At 65.2% G+C, this 21,394-nt stretch carries 7 protein-coding genes; all 7 read left to right on the forward strand.

What is annotated here, in order from left to right:
* Positions 1–112 precede the first annotated feature (112 nt).
* The 7 genes from BQ7477_RS02130 (at position 113) to BQ7477_RS02160 (ending at position 21,391) form a co-directional block, all read left to right on the forward strand.
* The gene (locus BQ7477_RS02130; protein ID WP_073982638.1) at positions 113–2,581 is read left to right on the forward strand and encodes an ATP-dependent Clp protease ATP-binding subunit; all 2,469 of its coding nucleotides are present in this window, start codon (positions 113–115) and stop codon (positions 2,579–2,581) included.
* 186 nt (positions 2,582–2,767) lie between these two features.
* A complete protein-coding gene (locus BQ7477_RS02135; protein WP_073982639.1) occupies positions 2,768–8,899 on the forward strand; it encodes an Ig-like domain-containing protein in 6,132 nt (2,043 codons plus the stop codon).
* A 51-nt stretch (positions 8,900–8,950) separates the two neighbouring features.
* On the forward strand, positions 8,951–9,916 hold the full coding sequence (locus BQ7477_RS02140) for an AAA family ATPase (protein ID WP_073982640.1): 966 nt from the start codon (positions 8,951–8,953) through the stop codon (positions 9,914–9,916).
* Positions 9,917–9,936: 20 nt separating this feature from the next.
* Positions 9,937–11,163, forward strand: a complete 1,227-nt coding sequence (locus tag BQ7477_RS02145) for a DUF58 domain-containing protein (protein WP_073982641.1) — start codon at positions 9,937–9,939, stop codon at positions 11,161–11,163.
* Positions 11,160–13,838, forward strand: a complete 2,679-nt coding sequence (locus BQ7477_RS02150) for a transglutaminase TgpA family protein (RefSeq protein ID WP_200783452.1) — start codon at positions 11,160–11,162, stop codon at positions 13,836–13,838. The genes BQ7477_RS02145 and BQ7477_RS02150 overlap by 4 nt, the downstream gene beginning before the upstream one ends.
* A gap of 17 nt (positions 13,839–13,855) precedes the next feature.
* Positions 13,856–15,370 carry a serine/threonine-protein kinase gene (locus tag BQ7477_RS02155; protein ID WP_073982642.1) on the forward strand — a complete coding sequence of 505 codons (1,515 nt, stop codon included), beginning with the start codon at positions 13,856–13,858 and terminating at the stop codon, positions 15,368–15,370.
* Positions 15,371–16,576: 1,206 nt separating this feature from the next.
* Positions 16,577–21,391, forward strand: coding sequence for an Ig-like domain-containing protein (locus BQ7477_RS02160; protein WP_478209444.1), 4,815 nt, complete (start codon positions 16,577–16,579; stop codon positions 21,389–21,391).
* Positions 21,392–21,394 lie beyond the last annotated feature (3 nt).

The raw sequence follows: 21,394 nt of genomic DNA on the forward strand, positions 1-21,394 counted from the left end.
GCGCCGAGGGCGAAAGCGCGCGCACGGCGCCGGAGCTTTCCGTAGGCTGTAACCAGTCAACTGGGACGGGTGTGCGCCGAGCTGCGGCGCTTGCCCCGAAGCAAGGAGAGACATGTTCGAACGCTTTACTGATCGCGCGCGCCGGGTCGTCGTGCTCGCGCAGGATGAGGCCCGCGGTCTTAAGCACAATTACATTGGCACGGAGCACCTGTTGCTCGGCCTGATCTCTGAGGGCGAGGGCGTTGCGGCGAAGGCTCTGGAGACGATGGGCATCAAGGGCGAGGCTGTGCGCGCCTCGGTCATTGAGATCATCGGTGAGGGTGAGAAGCCGGTCGAGGGCCACATTCCCTTCACGCCGCGTGCGAAGCGCGTTTTCGAGCTGAGTCTGCGTGAGGCCCTGCAGTTGGGCCACAACTACATTGGGACGGAGCATCTGCTGCTCGGCCTCCTGAAGGAGGGTGAGGGTGTGGCCGCCCAGGTGCTGACTAAGCAGGGCGCGGATCTGGCGCAGGTGCGTCAGACGGTCATCCAGATGCTCAGCGGCTACCAGCGGGGTGACGAGGAGGGCCGCGAGTCGGTTGGCGCGGGCGTGGGGGGCAGCGGTGGTCCTGAGCGCTCGAACTCCGCGATCCTCGAGCAGTTCGGTCGCAACCTGACGCAGGCTGCGCGCGAGAACAAGCTGGATCCTGTCATCGGTCGCCGCGTCGAGATGGAGCGCGTCATGCAGGTCCTGTCGCGCCGCACGAAGAATAATCCGGTTCTGATTGGTGAGCCGGGTGTTGGTAAGACTGCGGTCGTTGAGGGCCTTGCGCAGGCGATCGTGCACGGCGACGTGCCTGAGACTATTAAGGATAAGCAGATTTATAGCCTCGACATGGGGTCGTTGGTTGCGGGTTCGCGCTACCGTGGTGATTTCGAGGAGCGCTTGAAGAAGGTCCTGAAGGAGATTCGTACGCGCGGCGACATCATCCTGTTCATCGATGAGATTCACACGCTCGTGGGTGCGGGCGCGGCTGAGGGTTCGATCGACGCGGCACAGATGCTTAAGCCGATGCTGGCGCGCGGCGAGCTTCAGACGATCGGTGCGACGACGAATGATGAGTATCGCAAGCACATCGAGAAGGATGCGGCCCTTGAGCGTCGTTTCCAGCCGGTGAAGGTGGAGGAGCCCAGCGTCGAGGAGACGGTGGAGATACTTAAGGGCCTGCGTGACCGTTACGAGGCGCACCACCGCGTCATCATCACGGACGCCGCGATTCAAGCGGCTGCCGAGTTGGCGGACCGCTACATTTCGGATCGTTTCCTCCCTGATAAGGCCATTGATCTGGTTGACGAGGCCGGGGCGCGTCTGCGTATCCGTCGTATGACTGCGCCGCCGGAGCTGCGTGAGCTGGATGAGAAGATCGCCGAGGTGCGTCGCAATAAGGAGGCGGCGATTGACGATCAGGACTTTGAGAAGGCCGCGTCGCTGCGCGACGAGGAGTCGAGGCTGTCCGAGGAGCGCAAGGCGAAGGAGGAGGCGTGGAAGGGCGGCGAGTCTGACGAGATCGCTGAGGTCGGGGATCAGGAGATCGCTGAGGTTCTGGCCATGTCGACGGGGATTCCGGTCGTGCGCCTGACCCAGACGGAGACCGCGAAGCTGCTGAAGATGGAAGACGAGCTGCATAAGCGTGTCATTGGCCAGGACGAGGCCGTTAAGGCGCTCGCTCAGTCGATTCGTCGCACGCGCTCGGGTCTGAAGGATCCGAACCGTCCCGGCGGTTCGTTCATTTTCGCGGGTCCGACGGGTGTGGGTAAGACCGAGCTGGCGAAGGCCCTCGCTGAGTTCCTGTTCGGCGACGAGGATGCGCTTATTCAGCTGGACATGTCTGAGTTTTCGGAGAAGCACACGGCGTCGCGTCTCTTCGGTGCGCCTCCCGGCTACGTTGGTTACGACGAGGGTGGCCAGCTCACGGAGAAGGTGCGCCGCAAGCCGTTCTCGGTCGTCCTCTTCGACGAGGTCGAGAAGGCTCACCCGGACATCTTTAATTCCCTGCTCCAGATCCTGGAGGAGGGGCGCCTGACGGATTCGCAGGGCCGCAAGGTGGACTTTAAGAACACCGTCATCATCATGACGACGAACTTGGGTACGCGTGACATCAACAAGGGTGTCCTGACTGGCTTCCAGACGGCGGATAACTCGACGCACGATTACGGTCGTATGAAGTCGAAGGTTGCGGAGGAGTTGAAGCAGCATTTCCGTCCGGAGTTCCTTAACCGCGTGGATGACACGATCGTGTTCCCGCCGCTGACGAAACCTGAGATTGCCCGGATTGTTGATCTGATGATCGCGAAGCTGGCGAAGCGTATGGAGGCGCAGGATATGCGTTTGCAGTTGACGGATGAGGCTCGCGAGCTGCTGGCTGATGTGGGCTTTGATCCGGTTTTGGGTGCTCGTCCGTTGCGTCGCGCGATCCAGCGTGAAATCGAGGATGCGTTGTCTGAGCGTATTCTGTTTGGTGAGCTGCAACCTGGTCAGGTTGTCACGGTGGGGGTCACTGGCGAGGGGAAGGAGCGGACCTTCACCTTCAACGGAGAGTGATTTACTCGCCAATTGTCGAGGGATGACAAACCCTGGCTTAGCGGAGAGCGGCCCGTCTCACAAGGATGGGCCGCTCTCTAGTTGTCAAGTAATCGTACCTCTGATAGATTCTCATTAACTATGGGGATTGTGCGAAAGCGTGCAACACTATTCGCGAGGCTGTATTCATCGATTGAGAGAGGGGCTATGAAGGCGCGAGCACGGCGAAACCTGACCAGCGTGAGACGACGCCTGCCGGCGGGCGTCCTCATGCTGGTTGTTGTCGCGCTGTGTATCGCAGGCGTGATCTACAAAGGTGCTGAAATCACTCAGGTGAACGTCAATGATGGCGGAATTTGGGTCACAAACAAGTCCAAGCAGATGGTCGGACACCTCGACTATGAGGCCCGCATCCTCGATGGTGCGCTGCGCACCGAGGCCACCAACTTCGACGTCGGTCAGGCAGCCGAAACCGTCACCGTCTCTGATTTGACCTCACTTACTGTTGCGCCGGTCAATGTTACTCAGGTGGCCCTTGAGTCCCCTACGTCGCTGCCGTCCGGATCAGTCGTCATGCAGGGCGGAGATGTTCTCGGGGTCTTTAATGCGACAAATGGCACACTGTGGACGACCTCGGCCACCTCTCCGAATCCGACCAGCCTCTCCGAAGGTGCGGCAGTCGCCTCGAACATGGGAGACGGTGCGTTTGTCACCGGCATGGATGGGACGGTGTACGCCCTGTCTGCGTCCGGTACCTTAACAACTGTTAAGCGTCAGGGTGCCGTGGATCAAGCGAAGACCTCCATCATCGAGGGCATCCCCGCTGACGCCACGCTGTCCATGACGGTCGTCGGCGACCAGGTCGTCGCGCTTGACTCCACCACCAACACCCTTTTCCTGCCTGGCGGCAAGAAGCTTAACCTGAGCGCAGCAGGCGTCGAGGACGGCGGAGTCCTCCAGCAGGCGGGACCGAAGGCCGACTCTGTGCTCCTCGCCACGGCCTCGTCCCTCGTGACCATTCCCCTGAAGGGCGCCGCCCCCACGATCGTTCCCGCCGCCGAGGGCGCCCCCAGCGGCACACCGGCCGCACCCGTACGCCACGAAGGATGCTCCTACGGCGCATGGACCGGCTCGGGAGCATACGTGCGCTCATGCGACGACCCCGGCTCGAATAAGCAGATGATCATCGACACTCTCAGGAGTGCAAAAGAAATCGTCTTCCGCACCAACCGCAAAGCCATCGTCCTCAACGACGTCGCACAGGGCAGCGTGTGGCTGCCCGACTCGAACATGGTCCTCATGGACAACTGGGACGAGGTCGAAAAGCAGCTAGAGGAAAACGAGGAGGAAGACAAAGACAACCCCGAACTCACCAACGAGGTTGCCGACCCTGAAAAACGCGAGCAGAACACTCCGCCCGAGGCCGTGGACGACGAGTTCGGTATCCGCCCGGGCCGCTCCACGGTGCTACCCGTCCTCGACAACGACTCCGACCTTGACGGGGACGTGCTGACCGCATCCCCGACCTCCCAGCCTGCCTGGGGAACTGTGACCGTTGCTCGCGCGGGCCGCGCCCTCCAAATCGCGGACGTGGGTGCGCAGCAGACGGGATCGACGTCTTTCTCCTACGAGGCCTCCGACGGCAAGGACTCCGCCACCGCGCATGTACAGGTGACGATCCACCCATACGGTGAAAACGAGGCACCCGTGCAGCTGCGCGCGTCCTCCGTCAAGATCGGCGCGGGCGCCCAGATCCAGTATCAGGCACTGTCTGATTGGCGCGACCCAGACGGCGACCCGATCTATCTGAAAGACGCCCAGGCACCAGAGGGACTGAACACATCCTTCACGGAGGACGGTAGCCTGACGATCACCGAGGAGGGCGGCTCGGCTGGCCCCAAGACCGTGGTCCTGACCGTCGCCGACGACCAGGGCGGCGAGACGCGCGGCGAACTCATCGTCGATGTTCAGGAGGCGGGCAACCTGCCCCCTACCGCCAACGGGGACCTCTATCAGGCTCACCCCGGCGAGACCATTACCCTCGATCCGCTCAGGAACGATACCGACCCCAACGGCGATCCGTTGAGCTTGGCCGCCGTCTCCGGTGCCCCCTCGGGCGCATCCATCATGCCTGACCTGGACCGCGGCACCATCGACTTCATGGCGGCGTCACCGGGTTCCTATTCTTTCGCCTACACAGTGTCCGACGGCATCGCCACGACGCTGGGTATCGTGCGCGTCGAGGTCGCCGAGGCCGCCGCGCTGCCGCCCGTCGCTGAGAACGACACGGCTGTCTTGCCGCAGGGAGGGTCGGTGCTGGTCGCGCCTCTCTCTAACGACTACGACCCTTCCGGCGGTGTCCTGGCGATCACCTCAGTCGATTCTTCTGCCGTCCCCGGCCTAGAGGTGGCTCTCATCGACCGCCACCTGCTGCGCGTGACCGCGCCTTCCGGCCTGGATGCAACAGCGTCGTTCTCCTACACGATCTCTAACGGTCAGGGCAGCGCGAGCGCCACGGTGACCGTTATCCCCGGCGCTACCGACCGCTCTGACTTGCCGCCGGTCCTGAAGCCTGACAGGGGCAAGGTGCGCGTGGGTGACGTGGGCACGGTCTCTGTCCTGTCGAATGACCGTTCGCCTGCTGGCCTGAATCTGCAGGTCGAGTCGACCCTCGAATACGATCGCGATTCCGCTGTGGGCACGCCTTTCGTGACGGGGAACCAGGTGCGCCTCGAGGCCGGGGATACTCCCGGCACGATGGATGTGACGTATTCGGTCATCGACTCTGCGGGTAACCGTGCGTCCAGCACAGTGACGTTCGAGGTTTTGGCCGCTTCGGATACCAACCAGGCGCCCCGCCCGCGCGACATTACGGCGTGGGCGAGTGCCGGTCAGACCACGCGTATTCCGGTGACCCTGGACGGTATTGACCCGGACGGCGATTCGGTGAGCCTGCGCAGCGTGGATTCTTCACCGCAGAAGGGTTCGGCCACCGCGAAGGCAACGTGGATTGAGTACACGCCTAATGACAATGCGTCGGGCACTGACACCTTCACGTACACGGTTGAGGATCGTCAGGGGGCGCGCGCGTCGGCTCGCGTGCGCGTCGCTGTGACGCCGATTCCTGCGCTGAATCAGAATCCGGTGGCCGTGCCCGACACGGTTCTCACTCGCCCCGACCGTATGGTGACCGTCAATGTCCTTGCGAATGACCTCGATCCGGACGGCGACTCGCTGAGCCTGGATGATGGCGGCCTTCAGACGTCCACGCCTGGACTCGACCCGCAGGTCCGTTCCTCTTCGTCCATCCAGGTGCACACGCCCTCCCAGGCCGGCACCTACCTCGTGTCCTACACGGTCAGTGACGGGCGCGGCGGTTCCGCCCGCGGTACTTTGACGGTCTTCGTTCAGGATGACGCGCCGCTGAAGGCGCCGATTGCTCGCGACGACTTTGTCTCTTACGACGAGTTGCCCACCGACGGTTCAGCTGTGCGCGTGAACGTGCTGGAGAACGATGAGGACCCCGACGGCAGCATCGATGAGGTGAGCTTGACCACATCTGAGTCGGGTGTGAGCGTGTCCGGTTCTGACCTGCTCATCCCCGTAACCGATTCGACGCGACTGGTCGTCTACACGATCACCGACCGCGATGGACTGACTAATTCGGCGGTCGTGACGGTCCCCGGTCGCAACTCGACCGCGCCGTTCCTGAGTTCGGCGAACTTGCCGATCGAGATGGACGCGGGCACGTCGCGCACGATCAGCCTGTCGGACTACGTCGCCACCCGCGCGGGGCGCACCCCGCGCCTCGTCGAGGGGTCCTCCCCGGTGCCTCAGGATGGCCTCGACTCCGTCGTGGCTGACTCGGACACGCAGCTCACCCTGAACGCGAACGCTGACTTTGGTGGCAACTCCGCGTTCCTCATTCAGGTCGCGGACGGCGACAGCAGTGACGCCGGCGCGCTGAGCGCCTCCCTGTCGTTGCCCGTGCGCATCAAGGCGACCAAGAACCAGCCGCCGACCTTCACGCCGACCGCGATCCGCGTCGAGGCCGGGGGCGAGGCCGTGGTGCAGAACCTTGCGCTCGCGGTGCGTGACCCCGAGGGCGTGGATAGCTCCACGTTCACCTACACCATGGATTCCGCTCCGAACTCGATTCAGGCGTCCCTGTCGGGCACCACCCTGACCGTGTCGGCTGCTGAGGGAACCCCGAAAGGCTCGGCGGGGTCGATCGCGGTGAGCGTCACCGATGAGGACAACAACACGGTCAACGCGCAGATTCCCGTCGAGGTCGTCGTCTCCGACAAGCCCCTCATCCAGGTGCCCGCCTACACGCTGACCGCCAAGGTCGGCGATACGGTGAGCGTCGACGTGGCGTCCTCCGCGACTAACCCGTACCCGGAGTCGCCGATCACCCTGGAGAGCGCCGCGCTGTCCGCGGGCAGCGCGACTGTCGCCACGTCGGGCACGACCGTGTCGGTCACTCCGAGCGCGTCCGGCACGATCACCGTCGGCTTCAAGGTCAACGACAAGCTGGGCGACCCCTCGCGCGTCGTGCAGGGAACCATCACCGTCACGGTGACGGACAAGCCGGCCGCTCCGACTAACGTTCGGGCCGAGGCCCAAGGACCGAATGGCGCTCGCGTGACCTTCGACGCGCCGGAGTCCAACGGCTCCCCGATCACCGAGTACCGCGTCTACGACCAGACGGGACGCCAGGTCGCCACCTGCTCCACCAACGTCTGTAGCGTCGCGGGCCTGAGCGACGGCCAGACCTACTCCTTCACCGTCGAGGCGGTCAACAAGGAGGGCACGTCCGAGCGTTCGACGGCCTCGAACGCCATCACGATCTCCGGCGCGCCGGGACGCCCGGGTGCGCCTCTCCTCAAGGCCGGCGACGGAACCATCACGGCGACGTGGGCTCGGGCCAAGGACAACGGCTCCCCGGTCACCGGCTACACGGCGACTGCTTCTGTCGCCGGCGGATCGGATGTGACGTGTTCGACGAATGGTGACACCACGTGTACGCTCACGGGCCTGACGAACGGGAAGAACTACACGGTGACTGTCGTTGCACGCAACGCCAAGGGCGAATCCGCGCCCTCGGACGGTGCGTCGGCGACGCCTCAGGCCGCGCGCCGCGGACCCGATCAGCCGGTTATCACGAGCGCCAGCGCGGCCCAGCAGCGCGACGGTAACGCCGCTCTGGCGACCATCACCTGGTCCCTGGGTAGCTCTGGCACCGCTCGATGGGGCGAGACGATCGTCTCCGTTAATGGCGTCACAAAGAACGTCACGGGCGGAACCACCACCACCCAGATGACCGTTCCCTACGGCGTGGCCCTCACCGTGTACGTGACCGTCAGTAACGCGAACGGTGACACGGCGACCTCTCCTGGCTACGTCATTCCGGCGGTCGTCCACGAGGACCCCACTCCTGCCAAGACAACACCGCTGGCTCCCGACCCCCCGCACCTCGGACCGCCTTCGGACAACGCCCTGGGTAAGCTCAGGGTCTCGAATGCCCGCCTGAAGGAAGGAAACGGCTACACGGCCGCCGACCTGGAGCTCTTCTACGCGGACTCTGCGGCGGGGTGCACGGCCCCCGGCAACCCCCTTCGTCTCAACAACGGTGACCGCGGCGACTTTGACGTCGGTGACTTTCCGCCCGGCTCCACGATGACTTACTACTTCTGTCAGCGCGGTAAACGTGGCCCGAACGACTACGTCTGGAGTCCGGTCGTCTCGGCCTCCGGCACGGTCGGCAACGGCCAGCGCTCGGGCCCCGATGATGACGAAGACACCACGATCCCCGTGTTCAACGTGTCGGTCACCTCCTACATCAACAGCGCCACTGTCTCGTGGGACGTCCCCAGCGGCGTCACCATCGAGCAAACCAACGTGTGGATTAAGGAAATGGAAGGGGCGACCAAGCAGAAGCTCAGCGGCCCGATAACCTCGTGGGCGGTCTCGGGCCTGGCGCCGGTCAACCAGTACACGGCTGTCGTCGAAATGATCAGCAAAGGCGGGGCACACCGGACGGTCGAAAAAACCTTCAAGACCACCGAAGCCGCGGAGAATGTCGGCGCGACCTTCACCGGAAAAACCACGTGTTCGAACGGACAAGAATGCGGCTCGATGACACTGACAGCCAAACGAGCCTCCCAGTTCGGACCGGGGGTCACCCTCGTCTGCACGGTCAGCACCGGCCGCCCCGCCCAAAACACCGAATTCCGCTTCTCACGGGACACGCCGAGCATACCGGGTATCCTGACGGAGGCAATCACCGCCAAAGAGCTCAATGCGCGGGACGTCGTAAAGAGCTGCCGAGTCGAATAGAACAAATACACTTTCCACGATACGAGAAACAAGACGAACATAGGACAACTCATGACCCTCTCCATCGAAGACGCGACCCGGTTCGCCCAGGTCTTCAAGGGCCTCGTCGACGGCGTGTCCGTGGCGGTGCTCGACAAGCGCCAGGCGGTGCGCCTGGCCCTGACCACGATGTTCGCCGGCGGCCACCTCCTGCTCGAAGACGCTCCCGGTACCGGAAAGACGGCGCTGGCGCGCGCGATCAGCGCCGTTATCGACGGCACGCACTCGCGTATCCAGTTCACCCCCGACCTGCTGCCCTCCGACATCACCGGCGTCAACATGTTCAACCAGAAGACAGGCGAGTGGGTCTTCCACGCCGGCCCCGTCTTCGCGGAAATCGTCCTCGCCGACGAAATCAACCGCGCCTCGCCCAAGACGCAATCCGCGCTCCTGGAAGTCATGGAAGAAGCCCAGGTGACGGTCGACGGCGTGCGCCGCCCCGCCCCCCAGCCCTTCATGGTTATCGCGACCCAGAACCCCGTCGAGCAGGCCGGCACCTACCCGCTGCCCGAGGCACAACTCGACCGCTTCCTCATGAAGACCTCGATCGGCTACCCCTCGCGCGCCGCCATGATCGACGTCCTCGACGGCTCGGCAGCCCCCGACCGTTCGAAGAACCTGCGTCCCCTCGTCAGCGGTCAGGACATCGTCGCCTGGTCGGCCCTGGCCTCGGCGAACCACACGGACCGCGCGGTCCTCGACTACGTGGCCGCCCTCGCTGAAGCGACCCGCGACGACGAGTCTTCACTGCTGGGCGTGTCCACCCGTGGCGCCATCGGCATGGTGCGCTGCGCCCGCGTGTGGGCAGCCGCGCAGGGACGTAACTTCGTCCTGCCAGACGACATCAAGGCCCTCGCGGTGCCCGTGTGGTCCCACCGAATTATCGTCGACCCCGACGCAGCGTTCTCCGGCGCCACCTCCGAGGGCGTCATCCAGCGTGCGCTCACGTCGGTGCCCGCGCCGGCGGTGGGCGCCTAACGCTTAGAGTCACCACCGCAATGGACGGCACGCGCACGGATCACGCAACGATGGTCTCGCCTCGCAAGGCGCAGGCCTCACGCGTACACCCGCTGAAGGCGCTTGCGGGTGCGGTCACACCCACCGGGTGGGCGCTGACCGTCTTCATCGTGGTAGCCCTGATTCTCGCGGCGACCCTGGAGTGGGTCGAGGCACTGGCATGCGCTCTCGCGGGCGTTGTCGCCCTGGTTCTGGCGGCCACGCGCGTCGCTTGGAAGCCGCCGCACGTCGTCTCGATTCGCGTGCCTAATGAGCGCATCGTCGCCGGTCAGACAGCTGTCGGCGAGATCTCAGTGCGCAACGAGCGAGGTCGCACCGTGCGCGCTGGCATCATCGAGCTCCCGATCGGCTCAGGCACGGGCGAGTTCGTCGTGCCGCCGCTGGGCGCTCACGAGAAGTGGGATGAGATGTTCCTGATCTCCTCTCGTCACAGGGGACTCATCAACGTCGGTCCCGCACGCGCAGTGCGCTCCGACCCCCTTGGTTTGCTGCGCCGCGTGCGCTCCTGGGACGAACCCGTCGTCCTGCACGTCCACCCAGTCACCATACGCGTGCCTTTCGATGCGACGGGCTTCCAACTGGACGTTGAGGGCGTGTCCACCGGCAAACTATCCAGTTCCGACGTGTCGTTCCACGCGCTGCGCGACTACGAGCCGGGCGACGACCGGCGTGCCGTGCACTGGCAGTCCACGGCGCGCCTCGGCAAGCTCATCGTGCGCCAGTACGAGGAGACCCACCGCTCCCACCACGTCATCGTGCTGGACACCTCCCGCGACGCGTGGGACCACGATTCGTTCGAAACCGCTGTGTCGGTCACAGGCTCGTTGGGTCTGTCGAACCTGCGCGAATCGCGCCCGGTGTCGGTGACGACGACGGAGACGTGGCTGCCTTCGACGGTCGCTATGCGTCTCTTGGACGCCCTATCCGAAGTCTCGTCTAAGTCCTTCGGTGACCTTCCACTGCGCGTGCGCGAGGCCGTGGCCCAGCGCCCCGGAGTCTCCGCGCTCACTCTCATTGTCGGCCCCCAGACCTCGGACATGGAAGCCGCCCACCTGGCCCGACTGGCACCCATCGACGTGCCCGTGTCCATCATCCGTATCGGCGCGGATAAAGCGCGCGCCCGCCGAGACCTCGGACGAGGCATCCTCCTCGACTGTTCCACCCTGGATGACCTGCCGCGCATCATCGTCGCCGGGGGACTCGCATGAGCAAAAACACGAACACGAAACCCCGCGCCCAGCGCATCGACCCCCAGGACGAGGCCGTGGCGGCCCCGCCCGTCAAGGCCGATCCCCGCTCGCCGAACCACCCCACTCAGCCGCACGTTTCAAGCGGCGGCGGCCCACGTTCCGAGGAACACCCACCCAAGTCGCGCACCACGCGGTCACGCCTGCTGACAATCACGCAGCGCTTCGCGACGTTCCATACGCGCATGCCGATGTGGTCGCTGCTGGTCCTCGCGCTCCTTTTCGTCGGTCCCGTCGCCGCTTTCGAACCCGTCTTCGGCGGGGGAGTTGGCGCGATCGCCGCGGGCGCGGGCGTGGTCTGCGGCTTGACGATTGCCGCCGCGTCGACCAAGTGGCGCTGGGATTCCATCACGACTGTCCTGGTTGTCCTGGCAACCTACTTTTTATTGGGCAGCGCAGCGGCACTGCGCTCAGAGGCCCTCTTCGGGTTCCTGCCCACCGGCAAGACCCTCCAGGTCATGGTCCTGGGGTCCTTCCGCGCGTGGAAGGACCTGCTCACGTTGACCGCACCCGTGTCCGCGTACTCGGGTCCCGGCCTGGTCCCGTGGATGAGCGGCCTCGTCCTGTCCGTCCTGTCCGGTCTGATCACCGCGCGCGCCGGACGTGCTATGGCGGGTTCCATTCCACTGGTCGCGATGGGCGGCATCTCGGTGTTCTTCGGCCTGTCCGCAAAGCCGCTGCCCGTGTGGGCTGTCCTGATCTGGTGGGGTCTCCTTGCTGCCTGGTGGGCCGTCGCCGCCCAATACCAGCGCATCACGCTGGGACAGGACGTGCTGGTGGGCCGCTCCGGTGCGACCGGCGCGGAAAACACTCTCGGGCGCAGCTCCCGCTCCACCGTCTACGTGGGGACCCGCGTCCTCGGCGCGACCCTCATGCTGGCGATCTCGATAGGGGTGGCCCTGCCCGGCGCCTCTTACCTGGGTTCCTCGGGTACCCGCATCGTCGGTCGTGACCTCGTCGAGCCGCCCCTGGACATCCAGGCCTACCCCTCACCCATGGCCTCGTTCCGTCACTACACGACCGACCTGAAGGACGAGACGCTTCTGACCGTCTCTAACCTGCCTGAAAACCAGCGGGTGCGCATCGCTGCGATGGACGTTTACGACGGCACGACCTTCGGTATGTCCGAGAACCGTGGCGACGGGCACTCCGGTTATATCCCCGTCGAGACGACCATCCCTGGACGCGCTGAAGGGGATTCGACCGTCACCGTGTCGGCCATCGGCATGTCGGGCCCGTGGGTGCCCGTCCTGGGAACGCCCTCGCAGATTACGTTCGTCGGGGCGGACAGTGCTGGGCAGCAGGACGGCCTCTTCGTTGACACGTGGGGCAACGCGGCGCTGACCACTGGGCGCGCGGGAACGATGACCTACGACGTGCGCACCAGCTTCACGGATCCGGTGCGCGACGAGGACCTCGCCTCCCTGGCGGTCATGCCCAACACGTCCAAGGACACGAACGTGCCCGAAGGCATTGCCGCGAAGGCCACCGACCTGACGCAGAACGCGTCGACGTCGCTTGCGGCCGCCCGCGCAATCGAACACTACCTGTCAACCAACGGCTTCTACCTCAACGAGAACACCCAGTACTCGCGTCCGGGCGTTCGCACCGACCGACTCCAGCGCATGCTCTCCGGGGATGAGAACCTGATCGGTGACGACCAACAGTACACGGCCCTCATGGCCCTCATGCTCCACGAGCTGGGCATTAACGCGCGCGTCGTCATGGGCGCCTACCCGGAGGGCGGCTCCCAGGGGGGTGCCGCGTCCCTGCGAGGCTCCGACATTCGTGCCTGGGTGGAGGTCGAGTTCGCGGGCGGCATTTGGGCCGTCTTCGACCCGACGCCACCGCGTGACCATACGCCGCAGACGCAGGTCCCCAAGCCTCGGTCCGTCCCGCGTCCGCAGGTCCTTCAGCCGCCGGATCCCCCCGAGGCTCCCGCTGAGCTGCCGCCGACGACGCGCGATCAGAACGCTGATCCGGTCAAGCACCCCGACGGAGCTTTCCCCTGGGGTGTCGTCGCAGGCATTGCGGGCGGTATCCTCCTGATCCTGGTGCCTCCGTTGGCAATCCTGGCCTATAAGGCCGCGCGTCGGCGCCGTCGTCGCCGATCGGCTGCCTCCGGTGCTCTCATCGGCTCGTGGGACGAGGTCGTGGACTTGGCCGCTGATTCCGGCCTGGCCATCGAGGTGGGGCGTACGCGCCAGGAGACAGCCTGGTCGCTGGCGTCCCAGTGGGGCCTCGGCGAGCATCCGGGGGACCCGTTCGCCCTGGTGACGGGCGAGGTACGCCACGGCGAGGACGGTTCGATAGACTCTGTCGAGGTGGACGAGGCCTCGGCGGCGCGCGGCCACTACGTGATCGACGGGTGGAGCCGCTTCGGCGACGACGTGCCGGCTCCGGTGGTGATCGCCCGCTTTGCGGACGTCGCGGACTTCGCGTCCCATGGCGCTTCCCGTGACCGTGCGCGCGCGGCCTGGGTGCAGGTGGGGCAATTGCGTTCCCTGGTTGCCAGTCGCGTCGGCTTCTTGGTGCGCACGCGCCGCGCACTGTCCCTGCGCAGCGTGCGGATGCGTCGTAAGCTTCGCCTGAGCGCGTCAGTCGCGCGCACGATGAAGGAGGAGAGTCAGCAGTGAGCCCAGCTGTCGCGGGTATGCGAGGCCCTGAGATTCCGGGGTTCCGCTGGGTTCGCCCGCTCGGCCAGGGTGGCTTCGCGGACGTGTTCCTGTACCACCAGGAGCTGCCCAGCCGCGACGTGGCCATCAAGGTGGTGCGCGCGCAGGGCGACGAGCGGGGCACGCGTGAGTTGCATCGCGAAGCTGACGCGATGACGCTGCTCGCGGGGCACCCGTCGGTGGTGGAGCTTCACGGCGTCGGCACGACGTCTGACGGTCGCGCCTATCTGGTCATGGAGTACTGCCCGGTCGCTGACCTTCTCACTCAGGTGCGGGCCCGCCCGATGGCGCTGGACAGGGCGCTTGAGACGATGATTAAGATCAGCGGCGGCGTGGAGATGTTCCACCGCCTGGGCTACGTTCACCGCGACATTAAGCCGTCGAACATCATGCTGGATGCCTACGGCAAGCCGGTTCTCGCGGACTTCGGTGTCGCTTCGAAAGTGGGCAAGCTCGAGGTTGGTGCCTTCGATGGGTTTTCGGTCCTGTGGGCGCCCCCCGAACAGCAGGATGTCAATTCGCCTGCGTCCCCGTTGCAGGACGTGTGGGCGCTGGCCTCAACGACGTGGACGTTTATCACGGGTCGCAGCCCGTTTGAGGATCCGATTGGCGATAATTCAGCGGCGTCGATCGCGAATCGAGTCCAACGTGGGCGTATGCGCGGCCTGGGGCGCGCGGATGCTCCCGCTGAGCTGGAGCGCGTGCTGCGTGCCGCGATGGCGGTTGATCCGAGCGAGCGCACGCCCTCGGCAATGGAGTTCGGGCAGGGCCTGCAGCGCGTGCAAAAGGAGATGGGACTTCCTCGCACGGACATGGAGATCAAGGAGAGGCGCCCCAAGGCCACCGCGGCGCCCGTCGGCGCCGATCAGAAGACCCGGCTGCGCGGCGCTCCTGTCATTGATCCGGACAAGACGCGCCTGCGGCCACAGTCCTATTCCTTTGAGGGAGGGGCGGGCTCGGGTGGGGTCGAGGCCGTGGCTGATTCGTGGAAAATCGAGCGGGCCTCGGACGTGGATGAGGCTTCGGGTGGGCGCGTCGCCGAGGAATCGGCGGCGTCCAAGCGCAGTGTTAACCCTGTGGTCGCCGTGGGGCTGGCGCTACTGGCTGCCGTGATCGCCGCGGGCCTGGTCGTGGGGATGCTGCGCGGTGAGGGGTCTTTCACGCGCATCGCCCCCGACGAGGAAACGACAGCTGCGGCGAACAACCCGGAAGATGCGCTCGGAGCCGCCCCCCCGCCGGTGACGAACCTGACGGGTGAGTATTCCGGGGGTGAGGTGACGTGGACGTGGAGTGCCCCTGATGGGCCGGCGAAGTCTGACATCTCATACTCCTACGAGGTTGTTGGCGCGGTCGGTGAGTCGCGCGGCAGCGTCGATGTGACCACGGTGAGTGTCGAAGGAACGACCGGCGAGAACTGCGTGGAGGTGACGACAGTGTCGCGTTCCTCGGGGCGCATGTCGGACCCTGTGCGTCAGTGCCTGGACGTTCCCTGACCATCTGTGTGTCGCGCGCCGCCGAGGTTCGTGCCCCCGTGTGTTTTGAGATAGTCTGATAACGGCCCGTTGTCCGCGGGTGAGGTTGTTGGGAGAGTGGTGAGCGCCGTGGCGAAAAGTGACCGTGTATCGAAGCTGCTTCGTCGGGCGTTTCGTCGGCTCCCCGCGATCGGCGTCCTGATCGTCACAACGGCGCTCGTTGTCATTGCGATTGTGCACCGCGGCATCGAGGTGACAGAACTGGACGTGGACGATGGTGGCATCTGGGTCACGAAGGGGTCAGACCTGTCCCTGGGACACTTGAACTACGACGCCCTCACCTTTGACGGTTTCGTATCGACCCCGAGCGCGCAGGTCTCCCTGGGCCAGGACGGTCGCACGGTCACCATCGGTGACGACACGACGCACTCCGTGGCATCCGTTGACGTCGCGGCCATGAAACTCGGCGGCGCGACCACCCTGCCCGAGGGTTCCCAGGTGGTTCAAGGCGCAACGACGATCGCCGTCCTCGACGCCTCAGCCGGGTATCTGTGGGTGGGCGACGCCAACCACCCTGACTCCCTCAAGTACGAAGACACGGAGGCGATCGCCGACGGACTTGCCAGCGGAGTCGTGACCGTATCCACGACGGGAACGGTGTTCGCCTACGCTCCGCAGTACGCGACCCTGACGACAGTCAGCCGCGCCGGGGCCACATGGACCGCCTCGAAGAAGACGATCGACGGAATCTCCGCCGGGGATGACCTGACGATCACGGCCGTGGGCGACAAGCCCGTCATCTACGATGCGACGACGAACAGCGTCGTTATGCCCGCAGGTCGTTCGCGCGCTTTGAGCGGCGACGGGGTTGCACCCGGCGCGGTCCTGCAGATACCCGGACCCACAGCATCCTCCGTTCTCCTGGCGACCCCCGACTCCCTCGTGAGCGTGCCCCTGAACGGCTCTGCCCCCACGGTGACCCCCGCGCAAGAGGGTGCAAGTATCGCGGGAGTGGCCGCCCCACCGGCCTTCCATCAGGGCTGCGCGTTCGGCGCGTGGGGCGGTTCGGGCGCTGCAATCCGCATGTGCCAGAGCGGTACTCAACGTTACGCGGACGTGGAAAACCTCGCCGCCGCCCAGCACCCGGTCTTTCGAGTCAACCGCACCCGCATTGTCCTCAACGACGTCGAAACCGGCACCGTGTGGCTGCCGGAGCGGGACATGGTCATGATCGACAACTGGGATCAGGACAACCCGGACGACACCCAAGTCGACTCCGAGGACCCTAACCCTGACCTACTGGAGCAGATCAGCGACCCACAGCGCAACGAAAAGAACACGCCGCCCACCGCCGTTGACGACGAGTTTGGCGTGCGCCCCGGCAAATCCACGCTCCTGCCGGTCCTCCAAAACGACTCCGACCCCGACGGTGACGTGCTCACTGCAGAGGCGACCTCGCAGCCGTCGTTCGGCAACGTCGTCGTCACGCGCGGCGGACGTGCCCTCCAGATCACCGGCGTCGCCGACGACGCGCAGGGATCGGGTTCCTTCACGTATTCCGCATCCGACGGCTTGGCCTCGGCTACCGCGAATGTTTCTCTGCGCGTGCACCCGTGGAGCGAAAACGCGGGCCCCAAGCGCGTCCACGACGCCAACGTGAAACTGGGGTCGGGCGCGCAGATCGAATACAACGTGCTGGCCGACTGGATCGACCCGGACGGGGACCAAATCTTCCTCGAGCGAGCCGAAGGTTCGGAGGGCCTGTCGGTCCAGTTCTCCGAGGACGGAACGCTCTCGATCCGTGACCTCGGAGCGGGCGCCGGGCCTCGTCAAGTGAGCGTGTACGTCTCTGACGGGTGGATCACGACCGAAGGCGAACTGACCGTCCTCGTCCAAGAACCCGGAAACATCGCGCCTATCGCCAACGCCGACTTCTACGTTGCACGCGTCGGCGAACCCCTCATCGTAGCGCCTCTGGCGAACGACACGGACCCTAACGGCGATGTCCTAACGCTTACGAAGGTCTCAACTGCGCCGGCCTCAACGACCCTGGTTCCCGACCTGGAACTGGGAACCGTGACATTCACCGGCTCGCAGGTGGGTTCCTACGAGTTCACGTACACCGTTAGCGATGGGCCGCAGGCCGTCGTCGGTGTCGTCCGCATCGACGTCGTCTCGGGCGATGAGCATGCGGCACCCGTAGCCGAAGACGACATTGCGATCCTGCCGTCGGGCGGTTCCGCCCTGGTAGCCCCGCTGGCCAACGACACGGACCCGTCGGGCGGTGTCCTCGTCGTCCAATCCATTGACGTGAACGCGGGCTCGGGAATTGACGTCGCGCTCATCGACCGTCACCTCCTGCGCGTGACCGCCCCCGCGGGCATCGACGACGTCGTGCGTTTCACCTATACGGTGTCTAACGGTTCCGGGTCGGCCACGGCCTCGGTTGCCGTCATTCCGACGCGAGCGAAGGACGACCGCGCCCCGCTCGAACTGCAAAACGATTCGGCGAAAGTGCGTGTCGGGGACATCGCGTCCATCCAGGTCCTGGCCAACGACCGCTCCCCGTCGGGCCTACAGATGAGCGTCTCGTCCTCCCTGGCGGGCACGGTTGACTCCGAGTACGGGCACGCGTTCGTCACCGGTAACCTCGTGCGTTTCGAGGCGGGCCAGACGACGGGCCGCGTCGACGTGACCTACACGGTTTGCGACACGGCGGGCAACACGGCGAGCGCGACCGCGACTTTCAACGTGATCGGAGCCGAACAGGCGAACTCCGCGCCCCAGCCCAAGGCCCTGACGGCCTGGGCGGCCGCCGGTCAAACAATCCGCATCCCCGTCCCCCTCAATGGCATCGACCCCGACGGAGACTCGGTGACTTTGGTCGGCATCGACCAACCCCCGACGATGGGTACAGCGACGTTGGGCACCGAGTGGATTGAATACACGCCGGGCGAAGATGCGTCGGGAACAGACGTGTTCACCTACACGGTCGAGGACCGACTGGGCCGCCAAGCGAAGGCTCGCGTGCGCGTGGGGGTCGCACCGCCCTCGGATCTCAACCACGACCCCGTCGCCATCCCCGACGTGGTTAAGGCGCGGCCCGGACGCACCATCGAGGTCAATGTGCTGTCCAACGACGTTGACCCTGACGGCGACACCCTCAAGCTGCGTGAGGGCTCCCTTGAGTCCTCGAACTCGCAGGTGAGCGCCTCGGTCGTGTCTGCGACCTCCGTGTCGGTGACGACGCCCGCGGAAACCAACCCCTTCGTCGTCACCTATGTGGTTGAGGATGGGCGCGGCGGCAGTGCGACGGGCCAGCTGACGATCAACGTCGAAGCGGACGCGCCCCTCATGGCGCCGATCGCCCGCGACGACGTGGTTTCCCTGTCGGACGTGCCGCGTGACGGTGCGCCGGTGGAGGTCAGTGTGCTGTCCAACGATGAGGATCCCGACGGTGCGCTCGCTGACCTCACTATTTCAACGAGCGGCACAGGTGTGAGCGCGGACAACACCACCCACAAGGTGACGGTGACCCCGGATAAGGATCGGCGCCTCGTCGTCTATACGATCACCGACCAGGACGGCCTGTCCTCCTCGGCCGTCGTGTCGGTGCCCGGCGCGGAGCGTAAAGTGCCCGCCGTCAACCCTTCGCGCGTCCCCATCCGCGTGAAGGCGGGCGAATCGAAGACCCTGAACCTTGACGACTACGTGATGGTTAAGCGTGACGCGCGCGCCTATATTCGCGACACGTCAACGGTGCGCGGGGGCGCCGGACTGACGAACCTGACTGCGGACGAGACGTCGATATCCTTTACGGTCGACCCCACCTACGTGGGTAAGACCTTCATTAACGTTGAGGTTTTCGATGGGCGTGACGGCGACGATTCGGCGACCTCGGCGTCGCTGACGCTGCCGATTACCGTGGAGGCAACACAGAACCATCCTCCGACGATCACGCCGACGATCATTCGCGTCGCAGCGGGCGAGGACACCAGCGTGGACCTGCCCCTCATGGTCAAGGATCCTGACACCCCTGACACGTCTTCGTTCACTTACCGTATCTCCGACGTCCCCTCGGGCATCACGGTTCGAAACGTGACGGATACGCAGCTGTCCGTCAGCGCGGAACCAGGGACGAGGTCGGGGCCCGTCGGGTCGTTGACGCTTAGCGTGGACGACGGCTCGGGAAGCCCGGTTAGTGCGAAGGTGCCGATCGAGGTCGTGGCATCGACGCGCGCACTGATTCAGACTTCGCTCGCGCAGATTATTGCGGACGCCGGACGGACGGTGAACGTGGATCTGACGCAGTACACGACGAACCCGTTCCCGGATACGCCGATCACGATTCAGCGGGCAACCGTTGAGGTTGGCGAGGGGACCGTGGATCCGCAGGGCACGGTCCTGGCCGTGAGTCCGCGGGCGGGATTCCACGGCAATATGGTGATCGTGTATCGCGTCGTTGATAAGACGCTGGATTCCTCGCGGACGGTTGAGGGCCGCGTGTCGGTGACGGTGCGTGACCGTCCGGACGCGCCAGAAAACGTTCAGGTGACGCCCACCGGTGCGGGGCGTGCCAGCGTGTCCTTCACGCCCGGTGCTGATAACGGCGCGCGCATCACCAAGTACACGGTGACCGGCTCTCATGGCGGGTCCGCGGTGTGCGAACAGACGGTGTGCGAGGTCAGTGGTCTGACCAACGGCATCAAGCATTCCTTCACCGTTGTCGCGAGCAACGCCGTGGGGGACTCGGATCCGTCGGCTGCCTCCAGCGAGGTGCTCGTCGACGCTGCTCCCGCGCGCATGGCCGTCCCGACCCTGTCCGCCGGCGACGGCCAGGTCACCGTATCGTGGAGTGCTCCTTCCAATGAGGGGTCCCCGATCACTAAGTACGAGATTTCGCTCAATGGCGGCGACGGCTCAAGCCATCAGGCGTCGGCGGGCGGCGGCGCGACCTCAACAACCGTGTCCGGTCTGACGAACGGCACGAACTATTCGGTGTCGATCGTGGCTCGAAACAGCGCCGACAAGCAGGCCGAGTGGTCCGAGTTGGCGACGGTGACCCCGCACGGTAACCCTGACCCCGCCAGGGACATTACCCTCACGCACGTGGGGTCGGCCCACGACGGTTCGTCGGGCACCGTCGATATTTCATGGAAGGTGGACAGTAGCGGCGGCACCGGGTGGGGGACGACGACGATCACCGTGGATGGGCAGGAAAAGTCGCTCGATGGGGGTGTCACGTCCGCTCGATTCGACGACGTTACCCCGGGTGACCGCGTGAGCGTGACCATCAAGTTGACGAACGCGGAAGGTGACCACTCTTCGGTTTCTAAGGTGTTCTCGCTGTCGACTGTGCCGATGGCGATTGGCGCACCGACTCTGTCGGGGACGGGCCGGGCTGGCGAGCTGAGCGTGAGCGGCCTGCGCAAAGCCGCGGGTAACGGCTTCTCCAGCGATGAGTTGACCCTGCATTACGGGACNGCGGTGCCCGCGGTGGGGCAGCCGATCGCGCCTCCGACGCTGTCGGGTGTCACGATCGCGAGCGCCGGTGCCGGAGCGGTAACCATTAACCTCGGCACGATCGAGGCCTACCCGAACGTCACGTCGGTGACGGCGATCGTGAACGGACAGCAGTACGACATGATGGGGATGTCATCCAGGACGGTGACCGGCCTGCCTGAGGGCATCTGGGTCAGCGCAACGGTTGTCGTCAAGAACCCTCAAGGCGAGGCTTCAGTCACCTCCAACACCACGACGACCGGACTTAACGTGTCCGCGAAGTGGGTCGACACCTGCAACTCGGATGTCGCCAAGGAAGTGCCCGGGCAGGCGTGCCACACGTTCAACCTGGTTGCTCCCGGCTTCACGCCGGGTATGTCGGCGACGCACGTATGCAAGGTGAGTTCCGACGTCGATCCGGGGCGCCTGCGCGAGGTCACCGTCTCCGGACCCGAGGTTGCGTCGGGGATCCCGACGCTCAAAGGCTCCCAGGACGAGATGAACGGTCACGTCGTCATTCACAGTTGCGAACCGCGCTGAGAG

Source organism: Actinomyces bouchesdurhonensis (genome assembly GCF_900128465.1).
Lineage (GTDB): Bacteria > Actinomycetota > Actinomycetes > Actinomycetales > Actinomycetaceae > Pauljensenia > Pauljensenia bouchesdurhonensis.

Bases quoted from the DNA above. Each gene is read 5' to 3' on its own strand.
- BQ7477_RS02150 (WP_200783452.1), top strand. From the start codon at position 11,160: ATGAGCAAAAACACGAACACGAAACCCCGCGCCCAGCGCATCGACCCC.
- BQ7477_RS02135 (WP_073982639.1), top strand. From the start codon at position 2,768: ATGAAGGCGCGAGCACGGCGAAACCTGACCAGCGTGAGACGACGCCTG.
- BQ7477_RS02140 (WP_073982640.1), top strand. From the start codon at position 8,951: ATGACCCTCTCCATCGAAGACGCGACCCGGTTCGCCCAGGTCTTCAAG.
- BQ7477_RS02155 (WP_073982642.1), top strand. From the start codon at position 13,856: ATGCGAGGCCCTGAGATTCCGGGGTTCCGCTGGGTTCGCCCGCTCGGC.
- BQ7477_RS02145 (WP_073982641.1), top strand. From the start codon at position 9,937: ATGGACGGCACGCGCACGGATCACGCAACGATGGTCTCGCCTCGCAAG.
- BQ7477_RS02130 (WP_073982638.1), top strand. From the start codon at position 113: ATGTTCGAACGCTTTACTGATCGCGCGCGCCGGGTCGTCGTGCTCGCG.